At 58.2% G+C, this 14,561-nt stretch carries 15 protein-coding genes; 5 read left to right on the top strand and 10 right to left on the bottom strand.

Annotated elements, in window-relative coordinates; genetic code table 11:
- Positions 1 to 183: 183 nt before the first annotated feature.
- Positions 184 to 753 carry a gamma-glutamylcyclotransferase family protein gene (locus ED661_RS07360; RefSeq protein WP_122073375.1) on the bottom strand — a complete coding sequence of 190 codons (570 nt, stop codon included), beginning with the start codon at positions 751 to 753 and terminating at the stop codon, positions 184 to 186.
- 107 nt (positions 754 to 860) lie between these two features.
- Here ED661_RS07360 and ED661_RS07355 point away from each other — a divergent pair, with 107 nt between their 5' ends.
- Entirely contained in the window at positions 861 to 1,322 is a 462-nt protein-coding gene (locus ED661_RS07355; protein WP_122073235.1) for an Rrf2 family transcriptional regulator, read from the top strand.
- Positions 1,323 to 1,474: 152 nt separating this feature from the next.
- Here the strand turns inward: ED661_RS07355 and ED661_RS07350 are convergent, their stop codons facing one another.
- Both ED661_RS07350 and ED661_RS07345 read right to left on the bottom strand, forming a co-directional pair.
- Complete coding sequence (locus ED661_RS07350) at positions 1,475 to 4,018, bottom strand: ABC transporter permease (protein WP_122073234.1); 2,544 nt, start codon at positions 4,016 to 4,018, stop codon at positions 1,475 to 1,477.
- Positions 4,015 to 4,722, bottom strand: coding sequence for an ABC transporter ATP-binding protein (locus ED661_RS07345; RefSeq protein WP_122073233.1), 708 nt, complete (start codon positions 4,720 to 4,722; stop codon positions 4,015 to 4,017). The genes ED661_RS07350 and ED661_RS07345 overlap by 4 nt, the downstream gene beginning before the upstream one ends.
- Positions 4,723 to 4,772: 50 nt before the next feature.
- On the opposite strand from ED661_RS07345, the gene ED661_RS07340 reads away from it, so the two are divergent.
- Complete coding sequence (locus ED661_RS07340; protein WP_122073232.1) at positions 4,773 to 5,438, top strand: arylesterase; 666 nt, start codon at positions 4,773 to 4,775, stop codon at positions 5,436 to 5,438.
- Positions 5,439 to 5,499: 61 nt separating this feature from the next.
- On the opposite strand, the gene ED661_RS07335 is transcribed toward ED661_RS07340, so the two are convergent.
- The gene (locus tag ED661_RS07335) at positions 5,500 to 5,706 is read right to left on the bottom strand and encodes a cold-shock protein (protein ID WP_009809472.1); all 207 of its coding nucleotides are present in this window, start codon (positions 5,704 to 5,706) and stop codon (positions 5,500 to 5,502) included.
- Between the two features lie 289 nt (positions 5,707 to 5,995).
- Positions 5,996 to 6,577, bottom strand: a complete 582-nt coding sequence (locus tag ED661_RS07330) for a L,D-transpeptidase (protein WP_122073231.1) — start codon at positions 6,575 to 6,577, stop codon at positions 5,996 to 5,998.
- Between the two features lie 171 nt (positions 6,578 to 6,748).
- Here ED661_RS07330 and trxC point away from each other — a divergent pair, with 171 nt between their 5' ends.
- Complete coding sequence (gene trxC / locus ED661_RS07325) at positions 6,749 to 7,171, top strand: thioredoxin TrxC (RefSeq protein ID WP_254054788.1); 423 nt, start codon at positions 6,749 to 6,751, stop codon at positions 7,169 to 7,171.
- A gap of 84 nt (positions 7,172 to 7,255) precedes the next feature.
- Here trxC and ED661_RS07320 read toward each other — a convergent pair whose 3' ends face one another.
- The 5 genes from ED661_RS07320 to ED661_RS07300 all read right to left on the bottom strand — a co-directional run bounded on the left by ED661_RS07320 (position 7,256) and on the right by ED661_RS07300 (position 12,023).
- On the bottom strand, positions 7,256 to 7,468 hold the full coding sequence (locus tag ED661_RS07320; protein ID WP_122073229.1) for a hypothetical protein: 213 nt from the start codon (positions 7,466 to 7,468) through the stop codon (positions 7,256 to 7,258).
- 196 nt (positions 7,469 to 7,664) lie between these two features.
- A complete protein-coding gene (locus ED661_RS07315; RefSeq protein WP_122073228.1) occupies positions 7,665 to 8,036 on the bottom strand; it encodes a DUF4157 domain-containing protein in 372 nt (123 codons plus the stop codon).
- A gap of 529 nt (positions 8,037 to 8,565) precedes the next feature.
- Complete coding sequence (locus ED661_RS07310) at positions 8,566 to 9,462, bottom strand: GIY-YIG nuclease family protein (RefSeq protein ID WP_122073227.1); 897 nt, start codon at positions 9,460 to 9,462, stop codon at positions 8,566 to 8,568.
- Between the two features lie 57 nt (positions 9,463 to 9,519).
- Positions 9,520 to 11,187 carry an energy-dependent translational throttle protein EttA gene (gene ettA / locus ED661_RS07305; RefSeq protein WP_122073226.1) on the bottom strand — a complete coding sequence of 556 codons (1,668 nt, stop codon included), beginning with the start codon at positions 11,185 to 11,187 and terminating at the stop codon, positions 9,520 to 9,522.
- A 20-nt stretch (positions 11,188 to 11,207) separates the two neighbouring features.
- Positions 11,208 to 12,023: a hypothetical protein gene (locus ED661_RS07300; RefSeq protein WP_162930069.1), complete on the bottom strand. Its 816-nt coding sequence runs from the start codon at positions 12,021 to 12,023 to the stop codon at positions 11,208 to 11,210.
- 193 nt (positions 12,024 to 12,216) lie between these two features.
- On the opposite strand from ED661_RS07300, the gene ED661_RS07295 reads away from it, so the two are divergent.
- Together ED661_RS07295 and dacB are read left to right on the top strand one after the other, a co-directional pair.
- Positions 12,217 to 12,828 carry a nicotinate-nucleotide adenylyltransferase gene (locus ED661_RS07295; protein WP_122073374.1) on the top strand — a complete coding sequence of 204 codons (612 nt, stop codon included), beginning with the start codon at positions 12,217 to 12,219 and terminating at the stop codon, positions 12,826 to 12,828.
- A gap of 213 nt (positions 12,829 to 13,041) precedes the next feature.
- Positions 13,042 to 14,550, top strand: a complete 1,509-nt coding sequence (dacB, locus tag ED661_RS07290; RefSeq protein WP_122073224.1) for a D-alanyl-D-alanine carboxypeptidase/D-alanyl-D-alanine-endopeptidase — start codon at positions 13,042 to 13,044, stop codon at positions 14,548 to 14,550.
- The last annotated feature ends 11 nt before the right edge of the window (positions 14,551 to 14,561 follow it).

Raw genomic sequence — 14,561 nt, 5'->3', positions numbered from 1 at the left:
GCGGTCCTGAAGAGGGCCGCCTTTTTCAATTTCAGAAGAGCGCCCAGAAAAAGGGGGGGCTCCCGCCTGTTCAGCCCCATTCAAAGAATGGGACAACACAGTTGGGCCGGGCGCCGGGCTCTGCCCGGCGCGGCGTGCGGCGCCGACCTCATTGCCCTTCATTGCCGAACGGGAAGAGTGAGCTCAGGTCAAAATCTGTGCTTTTAGCTGGTTCAGATGGTGGTCGACCAATTGCCGCTCAACCGCTGTCAGAAGCTGATGGCGCGGGTAGCGCGGCTTCTGCCGATCGTTCAGGATCGGGGCGTCCCAGCCCCTGGTGCTGGCAAAGAAATCATCCACGCCCGTCTCGCCAAAGACCTGAAGATGACCCTGCACCACCACGTCCAAATAGCTCAGCAAAATGGGGTGACGAGCGCTGCCCTGGTTCTGTGCCTCAAGGGGCACCGCATAGAGCGAAATCTCGGGATTGCCTGGCAGCGGGTGCTGGATCTGGTGATCCGCAGCAAGGCGATCATAGGCGAACTCGCGCCTGTCCAGCCCCTGCCAGTCGGCATTTGGAACGGCGGCGATCAACCCGTCTATCTGCACCTCTGGGGCGGGTTCCACGGTCAAGAACGCCACATCCCGCAGCGCCGTATGACACCACTTGCGACGCCAGCCATCGAGCCGCGCGGGCTGTGGATCCTGGTAGTCGTGAGTGGCCGTGTTCACCAGGCTGCCATAGCCAAAGAAGTAGGGAGGGCGCAGCGTCATTTGATCGTCATTCCATTTTTGAAAAAAAGCCCAATTGATGTATGTCAAACCGCCTTTTGCTGGGCCGTGCAATATAGGCTGAGCCTAAAGTAGCGGGAGCTTGGACTATGCGCATTACAAAAAGGACCAATATTGCCGTCCGGCTATTGATGTATTGTGCTGCAAATGCGGATCGCCTGGTCACCAAGGCTGAAATTGCCGAATGCTGCAATATCTCGGAGAACCATCTGGCGCAGGTGATCAACCAGCTCAGCCAGCTGGGCTATCTGCATACGCAACGCGGGCGCAATGGGGGCATGGCTCTGGGGCGTCAACCGGAGGAGATCCAGATTGGCAATGTCTTTCGCGATGTCGAAGGGGCGCTGCCAATGGTGGAGTGCTTTGCTGATGCGGATAACACCTGCCCGCTCTCCAATGCCTGCCGCCTGAAGGTGGCGCTCTCAGCGGCTGCACAGGCCTTTTATGCCTCGCTGGATGACATCACTTTGGAATCGCTGATTTGCGACAATCACGACCTGATGCGCATCCTGCAGCCGGTCGCCTGCGCTGGTGCTGCGACTGCAAGCTGAGTTGGACCTGATAGCCTGCCTGCAATCTCTTGCTACCCTGACAGTCAGGTCGCCTGTTCCAAATAAAAGAAAACCCCAGGTCCGATCCGGCCAGGGGTTTTCTTTTGGCGATTGCACTGCTCCAAAATCCCTATCCTTAAGGAGCAGTTTGACTATTCTCGGGCGCGCAAAATGCGGGCCGGACGGGCTGCCAGTGGGCGCCAGGCAAAGATCAAGCCCGCCAGAAGCGTGGTTGCAACGCCGCCAGAGATCACTGCCAGTGCATTGGGCCAGATCACCACATAGGTGGTTTCAAAGACATAGAGATTCACCGCCCAGGCCCCGGCGATGCCGGCGCTGAGCGCCACAACCCCGGCACCGGCCCCCAAAATGATCGAACGCAGCGCAAAGCTGAGCAGGATCTTGCGGCGCGAGGCCCCGAGTGTCTTGAGCAAGGCCGCTTCGTAGCGGCGGGCGGGCTCACCTGCGGCGGCGGTGCCCAGCAGCACCAAAAACCCGGTGAGCAGGGTGGCTGCCGCGCCATAACTGGTGGCTGCCGCCAACTGGCGCAGAATATCAGAGACCCGATCGATGGCATCGCGCACCCGGATGGCAGTGATATTGGGCATTGCCTGGGCCAGATCACGCAGGATCTGCGCTTCCGAGCTGGCTTCTGCGTAGACAGTGGCAATGAAACTATGCGGCGCACCGGCCAGAGCGGCCTCGTTGAGAGTCAGCACAAAGCCCATGCCAGCGGTGGAGAAGTCGACATTGCGAAAGCTGGTGATCTCTGTCTGGATATCCCGGCCCAACACGTTCAGGGTGATGGTGTCGCCCAGGCTCAGGCCCAGCTCTTCGGCCTCTTCGGCGGCAAAGCTGACCTGGGGTGGGCCGGTATAATCCTCGGGCCACCAGCTGCCGGCCACGACCTCGGTGCCTTTGGGTTGGGCGGCGGCATAGGTGATGCCGCGATCACCGCGCACCACCCAGTGATCGCCGGCAACCTCTTGAGCGGGCACGCCGTTGATTTTGGTAATCACAGCGCGCAGCATCGGGGCGCTTTCGACCTTGCTGACTGCCGGATCCCCGTCGACGCGCGCCAGAAAGGCGGGCATTTGATCGCGTTGGATATCGACAAAGAAATAGGAGGGCGCCACATCGGGCAGATTGCCGGCAATGGCGCGGCGCATATTGCCGTCGATCTGGCCAATGGCAGCCAGAACCGTCAACCCCAAACCCAGCGCCAGCACTGCAGGAGCCGCGCCATCGCGCGAGGTGCCAATGGCAGCCAGCGCCCAGCGCAGCGCCGGGCGGCCACGGGTGATGTGAGATCCGCGTCGCGCCAACCAGCCGAGGCCCAGGGCTGCAACCAGCAGCACCAAAAGCGCACCCATCAGCCCACCAGCGGTCCAGAGCGTCAACTCAGCCGCGCCGGAGAACCAGGCAGCAGAGCCGACAAGCAGGGCCAGCGCCAAAGCGGTGGCTAGAATATAACGCAGAGCGGGCAGGCGGCTGACCTCGCCCAGGGCACCGCGAAACAGCGAAGCGGCGCGGATACGCTCGGCCCGGGCCAGCGGCCAGAGGGCAAAGATAAAAGCAGTGAGAAAGCCATAAAGGGCGGCCTCAATCAGGGTGGCGGGATAGATGGCAAACAGCGCCGGGAAGGGCAATTGCGCGGCAATCATTGGCCCCAGCAGGATCGGGCCCAGCCCACCAAGGATCAGTCCGATGCTGACCCCCAGCAGGGTCAGCGCGCCAATCTGCAGGAAATAGGTGAGGAATATCACCTGTCGCTCGGCCCCAAGCGTGCGCAGGGTGGCGATGGTTTCGGTTTTTGTCGCCAAATAGGCGCGCACCGCAGCAGAGACGCCAACACCGCCCACGGCGAGGCCAGACAGACCTACCAATACCAGAAACCCGCCCAGGCGCTCCACAAAGGTGGCAATGCCGGGGGCGCCATTGCGCGCATCACGCCAGCGCATGCCGTTGTCTTCGAACTGGGCCCGGGCTTCAGCCTGGAGCGCGTCGAGATTTTTCTCTGGCGGCAGGGCAAGGCGGTATTTGGTGGAATAGAGCGAGCCAGGCGCCAAGAGGCCGGAGCCTTCCAGCGAAGGTAGGGCCACCAGCGTGCGTGGCCCCAGCGCAAAGCCAGAGGCAGCGGCGTCCGGCTCGGCCTTGATGGTGGCCATCAGCACAAAATCGCGGGTGCCAAAGCGGACGGTATCACCGGGCTTTAGTCCCAATCGGTCGGCCAGAACCGGCATCATTGCCACACCGGGCAGCTCTCCGTTGCCAGCCAGTGCCTGCGCCAGAGGAATGTCGGGTTGCAGGGTCAGGGTACCGGCCAGCGGATAGGCCGTATCCACGGCCTTTACCTGGGTCAGTGCGCGTTCTTCGCCCAAAGTTGCCATCGAGCGGAACTCGACCACTTCCGAGACCGCCTCGGCCTGGTCAACCATCCAGGCCCGTTCTTCGTCATTGGCAAAACGGTAGGTGAAGGTCATCTCAGCATCGCCACCCAACAGGCTGGCGCCTTCCTGGGTCAGCCCGGCCTCGATCGAGGCCCGGATCGAGCCAATGGCAGCGATGACAGCCACCCCAAGGGCCAGACAGGCGAGAAAGATGCGGAAGCCTTTGACGCCGCCGCGCAATTCCCGCAGGGCAAAACGCCAGGCCAGTCGGAAAGAGGAGGCGGGGCTGCGGGCCAAAGCCGTCATTCCGCCGCCTCGGTTGCGACTTCAGGTTCAGCCAGTTGCCCATCGCGCAGACGGATCACCCGATCACACCGGCTGGCCAGTTCTGGCGCATGGGTGACCATGATGAGCGTTGCACCTGAGCGATCCCGCAGACCAAAAAGCAGGTCCATCACCGCTGCCCCATTGGCCTCATCCAGATTGCCGGTGGGTTCATCCGCCAGCAGAATTTCAGGACGGGGGGCCAGGGCGCGGGCCAGGGCCACGCGCTGTTGTTCGCCACCGGATAGCTGCGCCGGGAAGTGACCGGCGCGATGACCTAGGCCCACAGCTTCCAGCTCTGCCTGAGCGACCTCAAAGGCATCGCGCCGCCCGGCCAGTTCCAGCGGGGTTGCGACGTTTTCCAAGGCCGTCATGGTGGGGATCAGGTGGAAGCTTTGGAACACTACCCCCATGTGGTTGCGGCGAAACCGTGCCAGAGCGTCCTCATCCATGGCAGTGAGATCCTGCCCAAGTGCGGAAATGTGCCCTCCGGTTGCCAGCTCCAGCCCCCCCATCAACATCAACAGCGAGGATTTGCCGGACCCGGAGGGGCCGATCAGGCCCAGGGTCTCTCCGCGCGAGACATCCAGAGAGATATCCTGCAAAATTCGCACCGGCCCGGTATTGCCATTCAGCGTTAAAGACGCATCTTTAAGGTGAAGAACGGGTCTGTCTGTTTCTGTCATGAAGCTGCGCCTGTTAAATATACTGTATCGGATATGGAGCATTTGCTGCGATGCGCAAGGTTTTGGCCCTGTTTGGGATTATTATTTTTGCCACCCTCGCCTCCGGGATTCGGGCCGAAGATCTGCGGATTACTGCGTTTGGCGACAGTCTGGTGCAGGGCTATGGCCTGCCTCAGGGGGACGGGTTGGTGCCGCAGTTGCAGGCCTGGCTTAAGGAGCATGGCGTTGCAGTTCGGTTGAGCAATGCCGGGGTGTCCGGCGATACCACTGCTGGCGGCGCTGCCAGAATCGACTGGACGCTGTCAGACCAGCCACAGGGGATTATTGTGCTTTTGGGTGGCAATGATCTGCTTCGGGGGCTCTCCCCAGAGCAGGCGCGTGCCAACCTGCGCCAGATTGTGCAGGCAGCGCGGGAGCGCGAGGTTGAGGTGCTACTGGTCGGCATGCAGGCCCCGGGGAATTTTGGCCCCGAGTACAAGGCAAGCTTTGATGTGATCTATGCAGAGCTGGCGCAGGAATTTGACGCCCTGTTGCATCCAGATGCCTTTGCCGGAATTCGCGGTGTTGCAGGTGCAGATCCGGCGGCAGCGCAGCCCTATATGCAGGCGGATAATATCCACCCCAACAGGGCTGGGGTTGCGCTGAATGTCGCGGCTCTTGGACCAGTGGTGCAGGAGCTGGCAAACCGGATCAGGGGCTCCGAACAGGGCAGCTAGGGGCCTGAACGCAAAAGCGGCCCCGAAACAGGGGCCGCAAGAATTACCTATCTATGGCGACTTATAGCAGCGCGAGATCCACCGCAGATTCACGACCGTCACGGCCGGGCTGCATCTCGTAGCTCACTTTCTGATTGTCTGCGAGACCAGTCAGACCGGACCGCTCAACTGCAGAAATGTGAACAAATACATCGCTGCCGCCATTATCGGGGGCGATAAAGCCGAAGCCTTTTGTGGTGTTGAACCATTTGACGGTGCCAGTAGCCATCGTCTCTTCTCCTAGTTTCTTCTCACGCGTTCTGCCCGCAACATGCGGCAGTATGGCTCGCTCATACTGGGGGAAATCCCCTGTCAGGGACCAATAGCACCCCTTCTATGACCTCGCGATGACAGCATTGGACAGAAGAAGCGTCCACGCAAGAAAAATTCTTGCTGTACTTGGCGTCATGGCCAGAAGCGTTGCCTCAGGCGCGCGAAAAGCGTCCCAATGGGTCAATTAGGCCATTGGTTGGTGGTTTTGGAGGCAATTCGCGGGGCTCTGACCGTTGTCAGACCTGCTACATGACTGTGACTTTGGTTCCGACAGGGACCCGATCGTAGAGATCGGTGACATGTTCGTTCAACATCCGTATGCAGCCGTTGGAGGCTGACGAGCCGATGGTCTCGGGCTGGGTGGTGCCATGGATACGGAAATAGGTATCCACGCCGTTTTGGTACAGATAGAGCGCCCTGGCCCCCAGCGGATTATTGGGGCCTCCCGGTTGAATATATTCATTGTCAACAAAGCGGCTGTAGGTGCGGGGGCTGCGTTTGATCATCTCCGCAGTGGGACGCCAGCTGGGCCATTCGCGTTTGCGTTCGATGATCGCACTGCCTGTGAATTCCAATCCGGCTTTCCCGACCCCAACGCCATAACGGATTGCCTCGCGCTTATCGGTCACCAAATAGAGATAGTAGGATCGGGTCAGGATCAGAATTTGGCCGGGAAGAAACTCCTTTTTGATCCGCACATATTGTGGGGTTGGATCATATGCCGGGGCCTCTTTGGCCAGGGCAGGGGCTGGTAGGGCAAGGCCGGTCAGCGATGCAGCAGAAAATGCTGCCAGAGCAGAGGTGGAAAACGCGCGGCGAGAAACCATTTGGGCCTCACATGTTGGAACAGGGTCTCTGCAGTCTGCGTTTCGCTGCCAGTGGGGTCAAGCCTGCAGGCCTGCCCATTGGCTTGCAGAAGGTAAATGAGGGCTTATATCTTGCCGCAACAACAGATTGGTTAGAGCATTGGAGACCTCCTGATGGCGGAGCAAAGGCCCATGAAGACGTTGACCTGCCTTAGCTGTGCACAGCTGAACAGGGTTCCAGAAGACAGGCTTACGGCGCAGGCAAAATGCGGCAGCTGTGGCGCGGCTTTGCTCCCAAAGCAACCCGTGGATGTGGACCCGGCCGTGCTGCAAAAGGCGGCTCAAAACGACGATTTGCCGCTGGTGGTGGACTTTTGGGCGCCCTGGTGTGGCCCCTGCAAGATGATGGGCCCGGAATTTGCCAAGGCTTCCAGGAAGCTGGCTGGGCAGGCGCGTCTGGTCAAGCTGGACACTCAGCGGCATCAGTCCACAGGCGGGCGTTACCGGATCAAAGGTATTCCCACTCTGGTGGCCTTTGAACGGGGCAAAGAGAAAAAGCGCCAGTCAGGCGCTTTGCGGGAAGGGCAGATTGTGAACTGGGTCAAGGCCCGCTAGCGCTTGCTTGTGCCGCATTTAGCGCGGCTCAGGCTCTGACTATTTGGCCCCGATCGTTCGACACTGGCTGTCGGGTTTGATTTTTCAGGCGCCAATTGTTGTCGGTTTTTCCAAGGGGAGCTTTGTGGCAAGGCCACTGCGCAGAACCAATAGGGTGATTGCCACTGCTGCAAAAAGGGTGCCGGAGGTCGTGTAGAGCAGCAGGCTCTGCCAGACCTGCAGGTCGAACAGTGCAAAGCCGGTGACGGCCGACAGGAGCCCAAAGACCGAGCCAAACATGATACTCACAAAAGCCAAAATACCTCTCCCTCAGCACGGCCACAAACAGAAGGTAGCGCGGCGGTGCCCTTCCAATACAGGGGTAATTGGTTAAGATTTTGTTTAAACCGTGTGCACTCTGAGGCCCGGATAGATTGCGCAGGTTTCAAGGTGCAGAAAACCAAAGAGAAAGCGCCCAGCCCTGCGGCGGGTTTTCCCTGTGAGTTTGCGGTGATTACTTTGACACCAAGGCCTGGCCTTCGCGTGGTTTTGGCATCCGGCCACGGCCCTGTTGCAGAACATGGGTGAGCTCATGCACCAAAAGATCGGTGTTCTTGGCACTGGCGGGGCGGGCGAAATAAACATCGTTCCCGATGGTAAAGGCCTTGGCCCGCAGCTCTTTGCACAGGTCTTTGGCATTGCCACCGATATGGACTTTGACCTTGGAGAGCTTGCTGCCAAAATGCGCCTCCAGCCCTTTACGCAGATCGCTGGGCAGCTTTTTACCCTTGGTGCCTTCGGGTGTGGAGGTGAGCTTGCGACGCTTGGCCTTGCGGCCCTTGGTGGCGTCAATTTTGGCGGTGATTTCTTCGGGAGAGATCGGCATGGGAGGAACCTTTTAAACAGGACAATCGTGAACTGGAGACGTGGTGATGAAACAAGCCTAGCGCAGCGCGGCCAAAGGGCAAAATGCAAGGGGGAGTGGGGCGCAGAGTAAGCGCCATCCTGCCTTGCCTCCGGCGGGAATATTTTTAGAAAGATGATAGGCTGTCCGTTTGTACCGCTGCTAACAGAGCCTGGAACGGGTAGAGCCTACCGCAGTTGGTGCAGACTCTGGATGGTGGCAATTGCGGGCTGGTCCCTGGGCCGCACGGCCCGCGCCTGACCTTCCCCCCGTGGAGTTCACACTGGTTCCCGCAGGGACAAACAGTGTGGGACACTGTTTGAAGTGTGGACGGGCGGAGCCCTTCGCTGGTGCAGGCTGCTAAGGAAGGCGACGATTGCGGGTTTGTCCTTGGGCCGCCAGGCCCGCGCCTGACTTTTCCCACGGGAAGGCGCTTTCTTTCTCACCTCCCCAAGATCAGGTGTGGGCCTTGAAGTGGGTTGCACGAGCCACCATTGTTCGAATTTCGAGACTAATTCTGATTTATCAAGGAGTCTTTATAGTCGCCGTAGCTTTTCCCGCTACCTTTAAGCTTCCAGTCGAAGCGCCCGTTTCTTGAGGTTCCGAAGAGAAAAACAGCAGCGGCGCTGGGACTCGTAAAGGCAACATTCTCGGTCAATCTCAATTTCTTGCCACCCAAGACCTCAACCCGGCCACTTTCTATCAATTGCTCCCGTAGTTCTTTGATTTTTGGTGAGAAAGATGATGCTTCGTAGAGATCTCCGATACTACCAGTTTGCATTACGAACTCTCCGTCGACTTCGGCAGCCTCTGCATTAATGCCCTTGGATTGATGTTGAAGGATGAAAATAACTGTCTTCTGACTTTTTCCAGATATCTGTTGTTTCTTGGCGTCGCTTGCTTTCCTAAAAACATCGATCCCGACAACTGGTAAGATTAGTTGAATTTCCAGAAGAAAAGCTTCCATGTCCGAAATGTCAGCTTCTGGAAGTCGATCGAAAGTTGGCTCGGTGCGGTTTACCAAAACTGATTTCTTAGCGTCGGAAAGAATCGAAATTAGCCTTCCTTCTAAGAACTTAACATGGGCTTTCGTCAGGTTCATATCTTTGCTTGTGACTGCCACGAAGCGATCCCAGAATTCTTTTCCTTCGTCCTTCGAATGGGCATATAAACGTTTGGAAATGTCGTCGCCTTCTCCAATATATACCGAAGGCAATGTACTTTCCACAGACTGACCTAAAAGAACGTAGACACCAGTTCTGGATAACTCTTCGCGTCGCAAGGCTGTTTCAATTTTCGTTCTTGGAGCAGCCAAAACGTGGCCAGTCCAATTGACGATTTCGGCAGTTAATATGCCTGTTGGAATACCTTCTGCAAGAAATAGACGTACTGATCGTCCCGTTGCCATAACTTTTCCTTAAACAAAAAAGGCCCGCCAAAATGGGCGGGCCTTGTGATCTAACTCCTACCGCACAAACTTCTTGTGCTTCAGGCGCTTGGGCTCCAGCGCGTCGGCTCCGAGGCGGCGTTTCTTGTCTTCCTCGTAGTCCTCGAAGTTGCCCTCGAACCATTCCACATGGGCGTCGCCTTCAAAGGCGAGCATATGGGTGCAGATCCGGTCAAGGAAGAAGCGGTCGTGGGAGATCACCACGGCGCAGCCGGCAAAATCTACCAGCGCATCTTCCAGTGCCCGCAGGGTTTCCACGTCCAGATCGTTGGTCGGCTCATCAAGGAGGAGCACGTTGCCGCCCTCTTTCAGCAGACGCGCCATGTGGACACGGTTGCGCTCACCACCGGACAACAGGTTCAGCGGTTTTTGCTGATCGCCACCCTTGAAGTTGAACGAGGAGCAATAGGCGCGGGAGTTCACCTGGGCGTCGCCCAGCTCGATGATCTCGGCGCCACCTGAAATCGCCTCCCAGACGGTCTCGTTGTCTTTCAGGTCATCGCGCGACTGATCCACATAGGAGAGTTTGACGGTGTCGCCATAGGAGACCGACCCCGCATCGGGTTGTTCCTGGCCGGTCAGCATGCGGAACAGGGTGGATTTACCGGCGCCGTTGGGGCCGATCACACCGACGATCCCGCCGGGGGGCAGGTCAAAGGACAGGTTCTCGACCAGCTGCTTGTCGCCATAGTGTTTCGAGATGCCCTCGACCTCGATCACCTTGCTGCCCAGACGCGGGCCGTTGGGGATGACGATCTGGGCGCGGGTGAGCTTTTCGCGCTCGGACTGGCCAGCCAGATCGTTATAGGCGTTGATCCGGGCCTTGCTCTTGGCCTGACGCGCCTTGGCGCCCTGGCGCATCCAATCCAGTTCCCGCTGCAGGGTCTGCTGCTTGCTCTTGTCCTCGCGGGCTTCCTGCTCCAGGCGTTTGGCCTTTTGCTCCAGCCAGGCAGAGTAGTTGCCCTCATAGGGGATGCCCTTGCCGCGGTCGAGCTCGAGGATCCAGCTGGTGATATCGTCGAGGAAATACCGGTCGTGGGTGACGCAGAGGATGGTGCCTTTGTAGTCGATCAGGTGCTGTTGCAGCCAGGCGATGGTTTCCGCATCCAGGTGGTTGGTCGGTTCATCGAGAAGAAGCATCTCGGGGGCTTCGAGCAACAGTTTGCACAGGGCCACCCGGCGTTTTTCACCGCCTGAGAGATTGGCGATCTCGGCGTCATCGGGGGGGCAGCGTAGCGCCTCCATTGAGATGTCAATCTGGCTGTCCAGATCCCAGAGGTTCTCCGCATCGATGGCGTCCTGCAGAGCGGTCATCTCTTCCATCAGCTCGTCGGTGTAGTTCTCAGCCATCTCGACAGCGATCTGGTTGAAGCGGTCGACCTTGGCCTTTTTCTCCGCCACGCCCAGCATGACGTTTTCGCGGACTGTCAGGCTCTCGTCGAGCTTAGGCTCCTGCGGCAGATAGCCGACTTTGGCGCCTTCGGCGGCCCAGGCCTCGCCGGTGAAGTCCTTGTCGAGACCGGCCATGATTTTCATCAGGGTCGATTTACCGGCACCGTTGACGCCGACCACACCGATTTTTACGCCGGGCAGGAAGGAGAGGTGGATGTTTTCAAAGCATTTTTTACCACCGGGGTAGGTCTTGGAGACACCCTGCATGTGGTAGACATATTGATAGGCGGCCATGTGACTGCTCCATGATGGGGTTATTCAGAAACTGGTCTATGGCTGTAGACAGGAAGTCGAAAGTCTTCAAGCGTGCTGTGACGCCCGTTTGGGATTGATGTGTGGACCCAAGTGACACTTTCCTTGCCTAGAGCTTTAGGAGGTACGTCGTGTATGAGGTCAAAATGGTAGTCTAAGCAGATCTTTGCTGCCAAGATAACATAGCCTTGCCAAATGCCTAGCCTATCTAACCCCTCGCTCGGAGTGTACCGTTTTTCCGGGCTACCGTTTTTGCGTCCGTTCTCGTGCCGGAGACCTAGACCAAAGACAATATCCTCACCGATTGCAAAGAAGGAATTCCCTTGATCCTCACAGTACAAAATGCTGTGGGTCCAGTTTTCCATGGTCATTTCAATAGCGGTTTGGATGCCTACAAGGTCTGCATGCGCTGTTATCCTGTTGCGGATGTGTGACGCGATTTCTTTTCCTGGATGTCCGTCCAGCGAAGCGAAGTTCTTTTTGTGATGGTCATATAGCTCTTTCAGAATGCCAAATTCGTCCTCTTTGTGAATCGTCGCCTTTGACAGCAGGTTGGCCCAAATCGCTAGAAAGTTCTCAACTTTCATTGCTAAGGTGCGAAGGAGAATACCTCTCTGTGTCGTCTCCATTAGCTGTACTTTTTGTTCAGTATCATTCTCGACGATCGCGCCATCAACGAGGCGAATGAATTCTCTGATCTCTTGTGAGACAAAAGAGGTTGAAACAAAGGCTTGAGCTAGCCGGGGTCCAAGCCTTTCTAAGTCTGCCTTTGTTATTGTCAGCTCACCAAATCGTACATTCAAATTTTCAGTTTTCATTGTGCGCCCTCTAGCGAAATCACTTGCAAGATCATGTGCATGGAAGTCTCCAATACATGAAAAAACTTTCGCAACTCTAGAGGGTGCGCAGGGCAGCGCAAGTCGGCCGGCTGGACAGACAGGTGTGTTGGGTGTGGCATCAACCTGGGCTTGGGGCTTGGAATTTCGGAAATTTATGTGCATCAACCTCCGCATGAAGCAGGGTTTTCCATATCTGCGCCCCGGCATGACCGTGGGATTACTGGGCGGATCCTTTGATCCGGCCCACCAAGGACACGTGCAGATTAGCCGGGCGGCCTTGCAGCGGTTCAATCTGGATCGACTCTGGTGGCTGGTCTCGCCCGGCAATCCGTTAAAGTCCCGCGCACCCGCCAGTATGGAGCGGCGCGTTGCAGCTGCCCGGGAGCTGATGGATCACCCAAAAGTGCAGATCAGCGATGTCGAGGCGCGTCTGGGGACACGTTACACGGCTGAAACCCTGCGGGCATTGCGGCGGCTTTACCCTCATGTGCGCTTTGTCTGGCTGATGGGGGCGGACAATCTGGCGCATTTCCATCATTGGAAGGATTGGCAACAGATTATGGAGACGGTGCCGATTGGTGTGCTGGCCCGTCCCGGAGACCGGATTTCTGCGCGATTATCGCCTGCCGCGCGCATCTATCGCCGCCAGATGCTCCAGGACAGTCAGAGTCAAAATTTGGCGCGATCAGTGGCTCCGGCCTGGTGTTTTGTCAATGTGCCGATGATTGCAGAGAGCTCCTCTGCGATCCGCGCTACCGGGGGCTGGCCCTCCAGGGCGGAGTGATCACCTGACCAGAAAAGATCAAATTGCTGCCTTTTTGGCGACCCTTTACCGTGCCAGGGTTTGAGTGCCCATGGTCTCTCACGCAGCAGGAAGATACTGGGCTGGAACTTTTTGCAGGCGCATTTGCCGCAGATAGGGTATGAGCTATGGCACGAACAAAAAATATGGTCTTCATTTGCCGTTTGAATGCATTTTTATTAGATATTGACTGACATGTTTTCGAGACGCTCTTTCCTTTCAGCCGCCGCGGCGGCTCTGGCCGCGCCGGCGGCGCTGGCCAATGCGCCTAAAACCTCCCTGCGACCCCAGGCCCGTGCAGCGGTTGGGCTGAGGTCCGGAGCGGGCGCCGCCCAGTCCAATGCCGCGTCCAGTCTGAAGGTGCTTTTGGCGCGCTCCGGGCTGTCTGGTCAGATCGGCTGTGCGGTGGCCGAGGTTGCAAATGGCAAAGAGCTGGAAGCCCATGCAGGGGCAGAGGCGCTGCCGCCAGCCAGTGTCGCCAAGGCGCTGACGGCGCTTTATGCGCTCGACACTCTGGGGGCAAACTACCGGTTTACCACCCGGGTTCTGGCGGCTGGCACGGTGACGGGCGGGGTGCTGAAGGGCGATCTGATCCTGGCCGGGGGCGGTGATCCGCTGCTGAACACCGATCACCTGGCACAGCTGGCAGCCGCGCTGAAAAAGGCCGGTATTCGCGAAGTGCGCGGCGCCTTTAAGGTCTGGGACGGGGCACTACCCCGCGTGCGCACAATTGATGCGGGGCAGCCGGACCAAGTGGGCTACAGCCCGGCGGTCGCGGGGATCGCCCTGAACTTCAACCGGGTACATTTTGAATGGAAGCGGGCCGGCAATAGCTGGACGGTAAACATGGATGCCCGCACGGAAAAATACCGCCCCGAGGTCAGCATGGCGCGGATGAAAATCGCCAATCGGTCCTTGCCAGTTTATACCTATGCAGACCGCAATGGTGCGGATCAGTGGACCGTGGCCTCGCAGGCGCTGGGCAAAGGGGGCGCGCGCTGGCTGCCGGTGCGCCGCCCGGCAGAATATGCCGCCGATGTGTTTCGCACCATGGCGCGGGCTCATGGCATCAAGCTCAAGGCGGCAAAAAAGATCTCATCCCTGCCAACCGCCACCCTGCTGGCACAGCACCACAGTCCGCCATTGGATATGATGCTCAAGGCGATGTTGAAGTATTCCAACAATCTGATGGCTGAAATGATTGGTATGACCGCCACCAGTAAACGCGGCAAACGCCCCAAGGGGTTGAAAGATTCTGCGGCTGAGATGTCGCGCTGGGCCCGAGCCAAATATGGTGCCAGCTCTATTCGCATGGTCGATCATTCCGGCCTGGGAGAGGCGTCACGAGTGACCCCCAACGCGATGCTCAAGGTGCTGGTGGCGGCCTATAAATCAGGCAGTCTGAAGCCGCTGCTCAAGAGCTTTCCGATGCGTGATGGCAATGGCCGGGTAATCAAAAGCCATCCGATCAAGGTGGCCGCAAAAACCGGAACATTGAATTTTGTCTCAGGGCTGGGTGGCTTCCTGACCACCTCCAGTGGCACGGTACTGGCCTTTGCGATTTTTGCTGCTGATACCAAGGCACGGGCCCGCATCAGCCGGGCAGAACGCGAACGCCCACAAGGCGCCCGGAGCTGGAACAAAAAGGCCAAGCGCTTGCAGCAGCAGTTGATTGAACGCTGGGGGCAGAGCTACGGCACCTAAAGCCCTGCCTC

This window comes from Pseudophaeobacter sp. EL27 (assembly GCF_900313025.1).
Lineage (GTDB): Bacteria > Pseudomonadota > Alphaproteobacteria > Rhodobacterales > Rhodobacteraceae > Pseudophaeobacter.
Note: the sequence above shows the minus strand (reverse complement) of the source record. Positions and strands in the feature narration are given on the sequence as shown.

Bases quoted from the DNA above. Each gene is read 5' to 3' on its own strand.
- ED661_RS07330 (WP_122073231.1), bottom strand. From the start codon at position 6,577: ATGGTTTCTCGCCGCGCGTTTTCCACCTCTGCTCTGGCAGCATTTTCT.
- ED661_RS07360 (WP_122073375.1), bottom strand. From the start codon at position 753: ATGACGCTGCGCCCTCCCTACTTCTTTGGCTATGGCAGCCTGGTGAAC.
- ED661_RS07315 (WP_122073228.1), bottom strand. From the start codon at position 8,036: ATGCCGATCTCTCCCGAAGAAATCACCGCCAAAATTGACGCCACCAAG.
- ED661_RS07355 (WP_122073235.1), top strand. From the start codon at position 861: ATGCGCATTACAAAAAGGACCAATATTGCCGTCCGGCTATTGATGTAT.
- ED661_RS07295 (WP_122073374.1), top strand. From the start codon at position 12,217: ATGAAGCAGGGTTTTCCATATCTGCGCCCCGGCATGACCGTGGGATTA.
- ED661_RS07335 (WP_009809472.1), bottom strand. From the start codon at position 5,706: ATGGCTACTGGCACCGTCAAATGGTTCAACACCACAAAAGGCTTCGGC.
- ED661_RS07340 (WP_122073232.1), top strand. From the start codon at position 4,773: ATGCGCAAGGTTTTGGCCCTGTTTGGGATTATTATTTTTGCCACCCTC.
- ED661_RS07300 (WP_162930069.1), bottom strand. From the start codon at position 12,023: ATGAAAACTGAAAATTTGAATGTACGATTTGGTGAGCTGACAATAACA.
- dacB (WP_122073224.1), top strand. From the start codon at position 13,042: ATGTTTTCGAGACGCTCTTTCCTTTCAGCCGCCGCGGCGGCTCTGGCC.
- ED661_RS07345 (WP_122073233.1), bottom strand. From the start codon at position 4,722: ATGACAGAAACAGACAGACCCGTTCTTCACCTTAAAGATGCGTCTTTA.
- ED661_RS07310 (WP_122073227.1), bottom strand. From the start codon at position 9,462: ATGGCAACGGGACGATCAGTACGTCTATTTCTTGCAGAAGGTATTCCA.
- ettA (WP_122073226.1), bottom strand. From the start codon at position 11,187: ATGGCCGCCTATCAATATGTCTACCACATGCAGGGTGTCTCCAAGACC.
- ED661_RS07350 (WP_122073234.1), bottom strand. From the start codon at position 4,018: ATGACGGCTTTGGCCCGCAGCCCCGCCTCCTCTTTCCGACTGGCCTGG.
- trxC (WP_254054788.1), top strand. From the start codon at position 6,749: ATGAAGACGTTGACCTGCCTTAGCTGTGCACAGCTGAACAGGGTTCCA.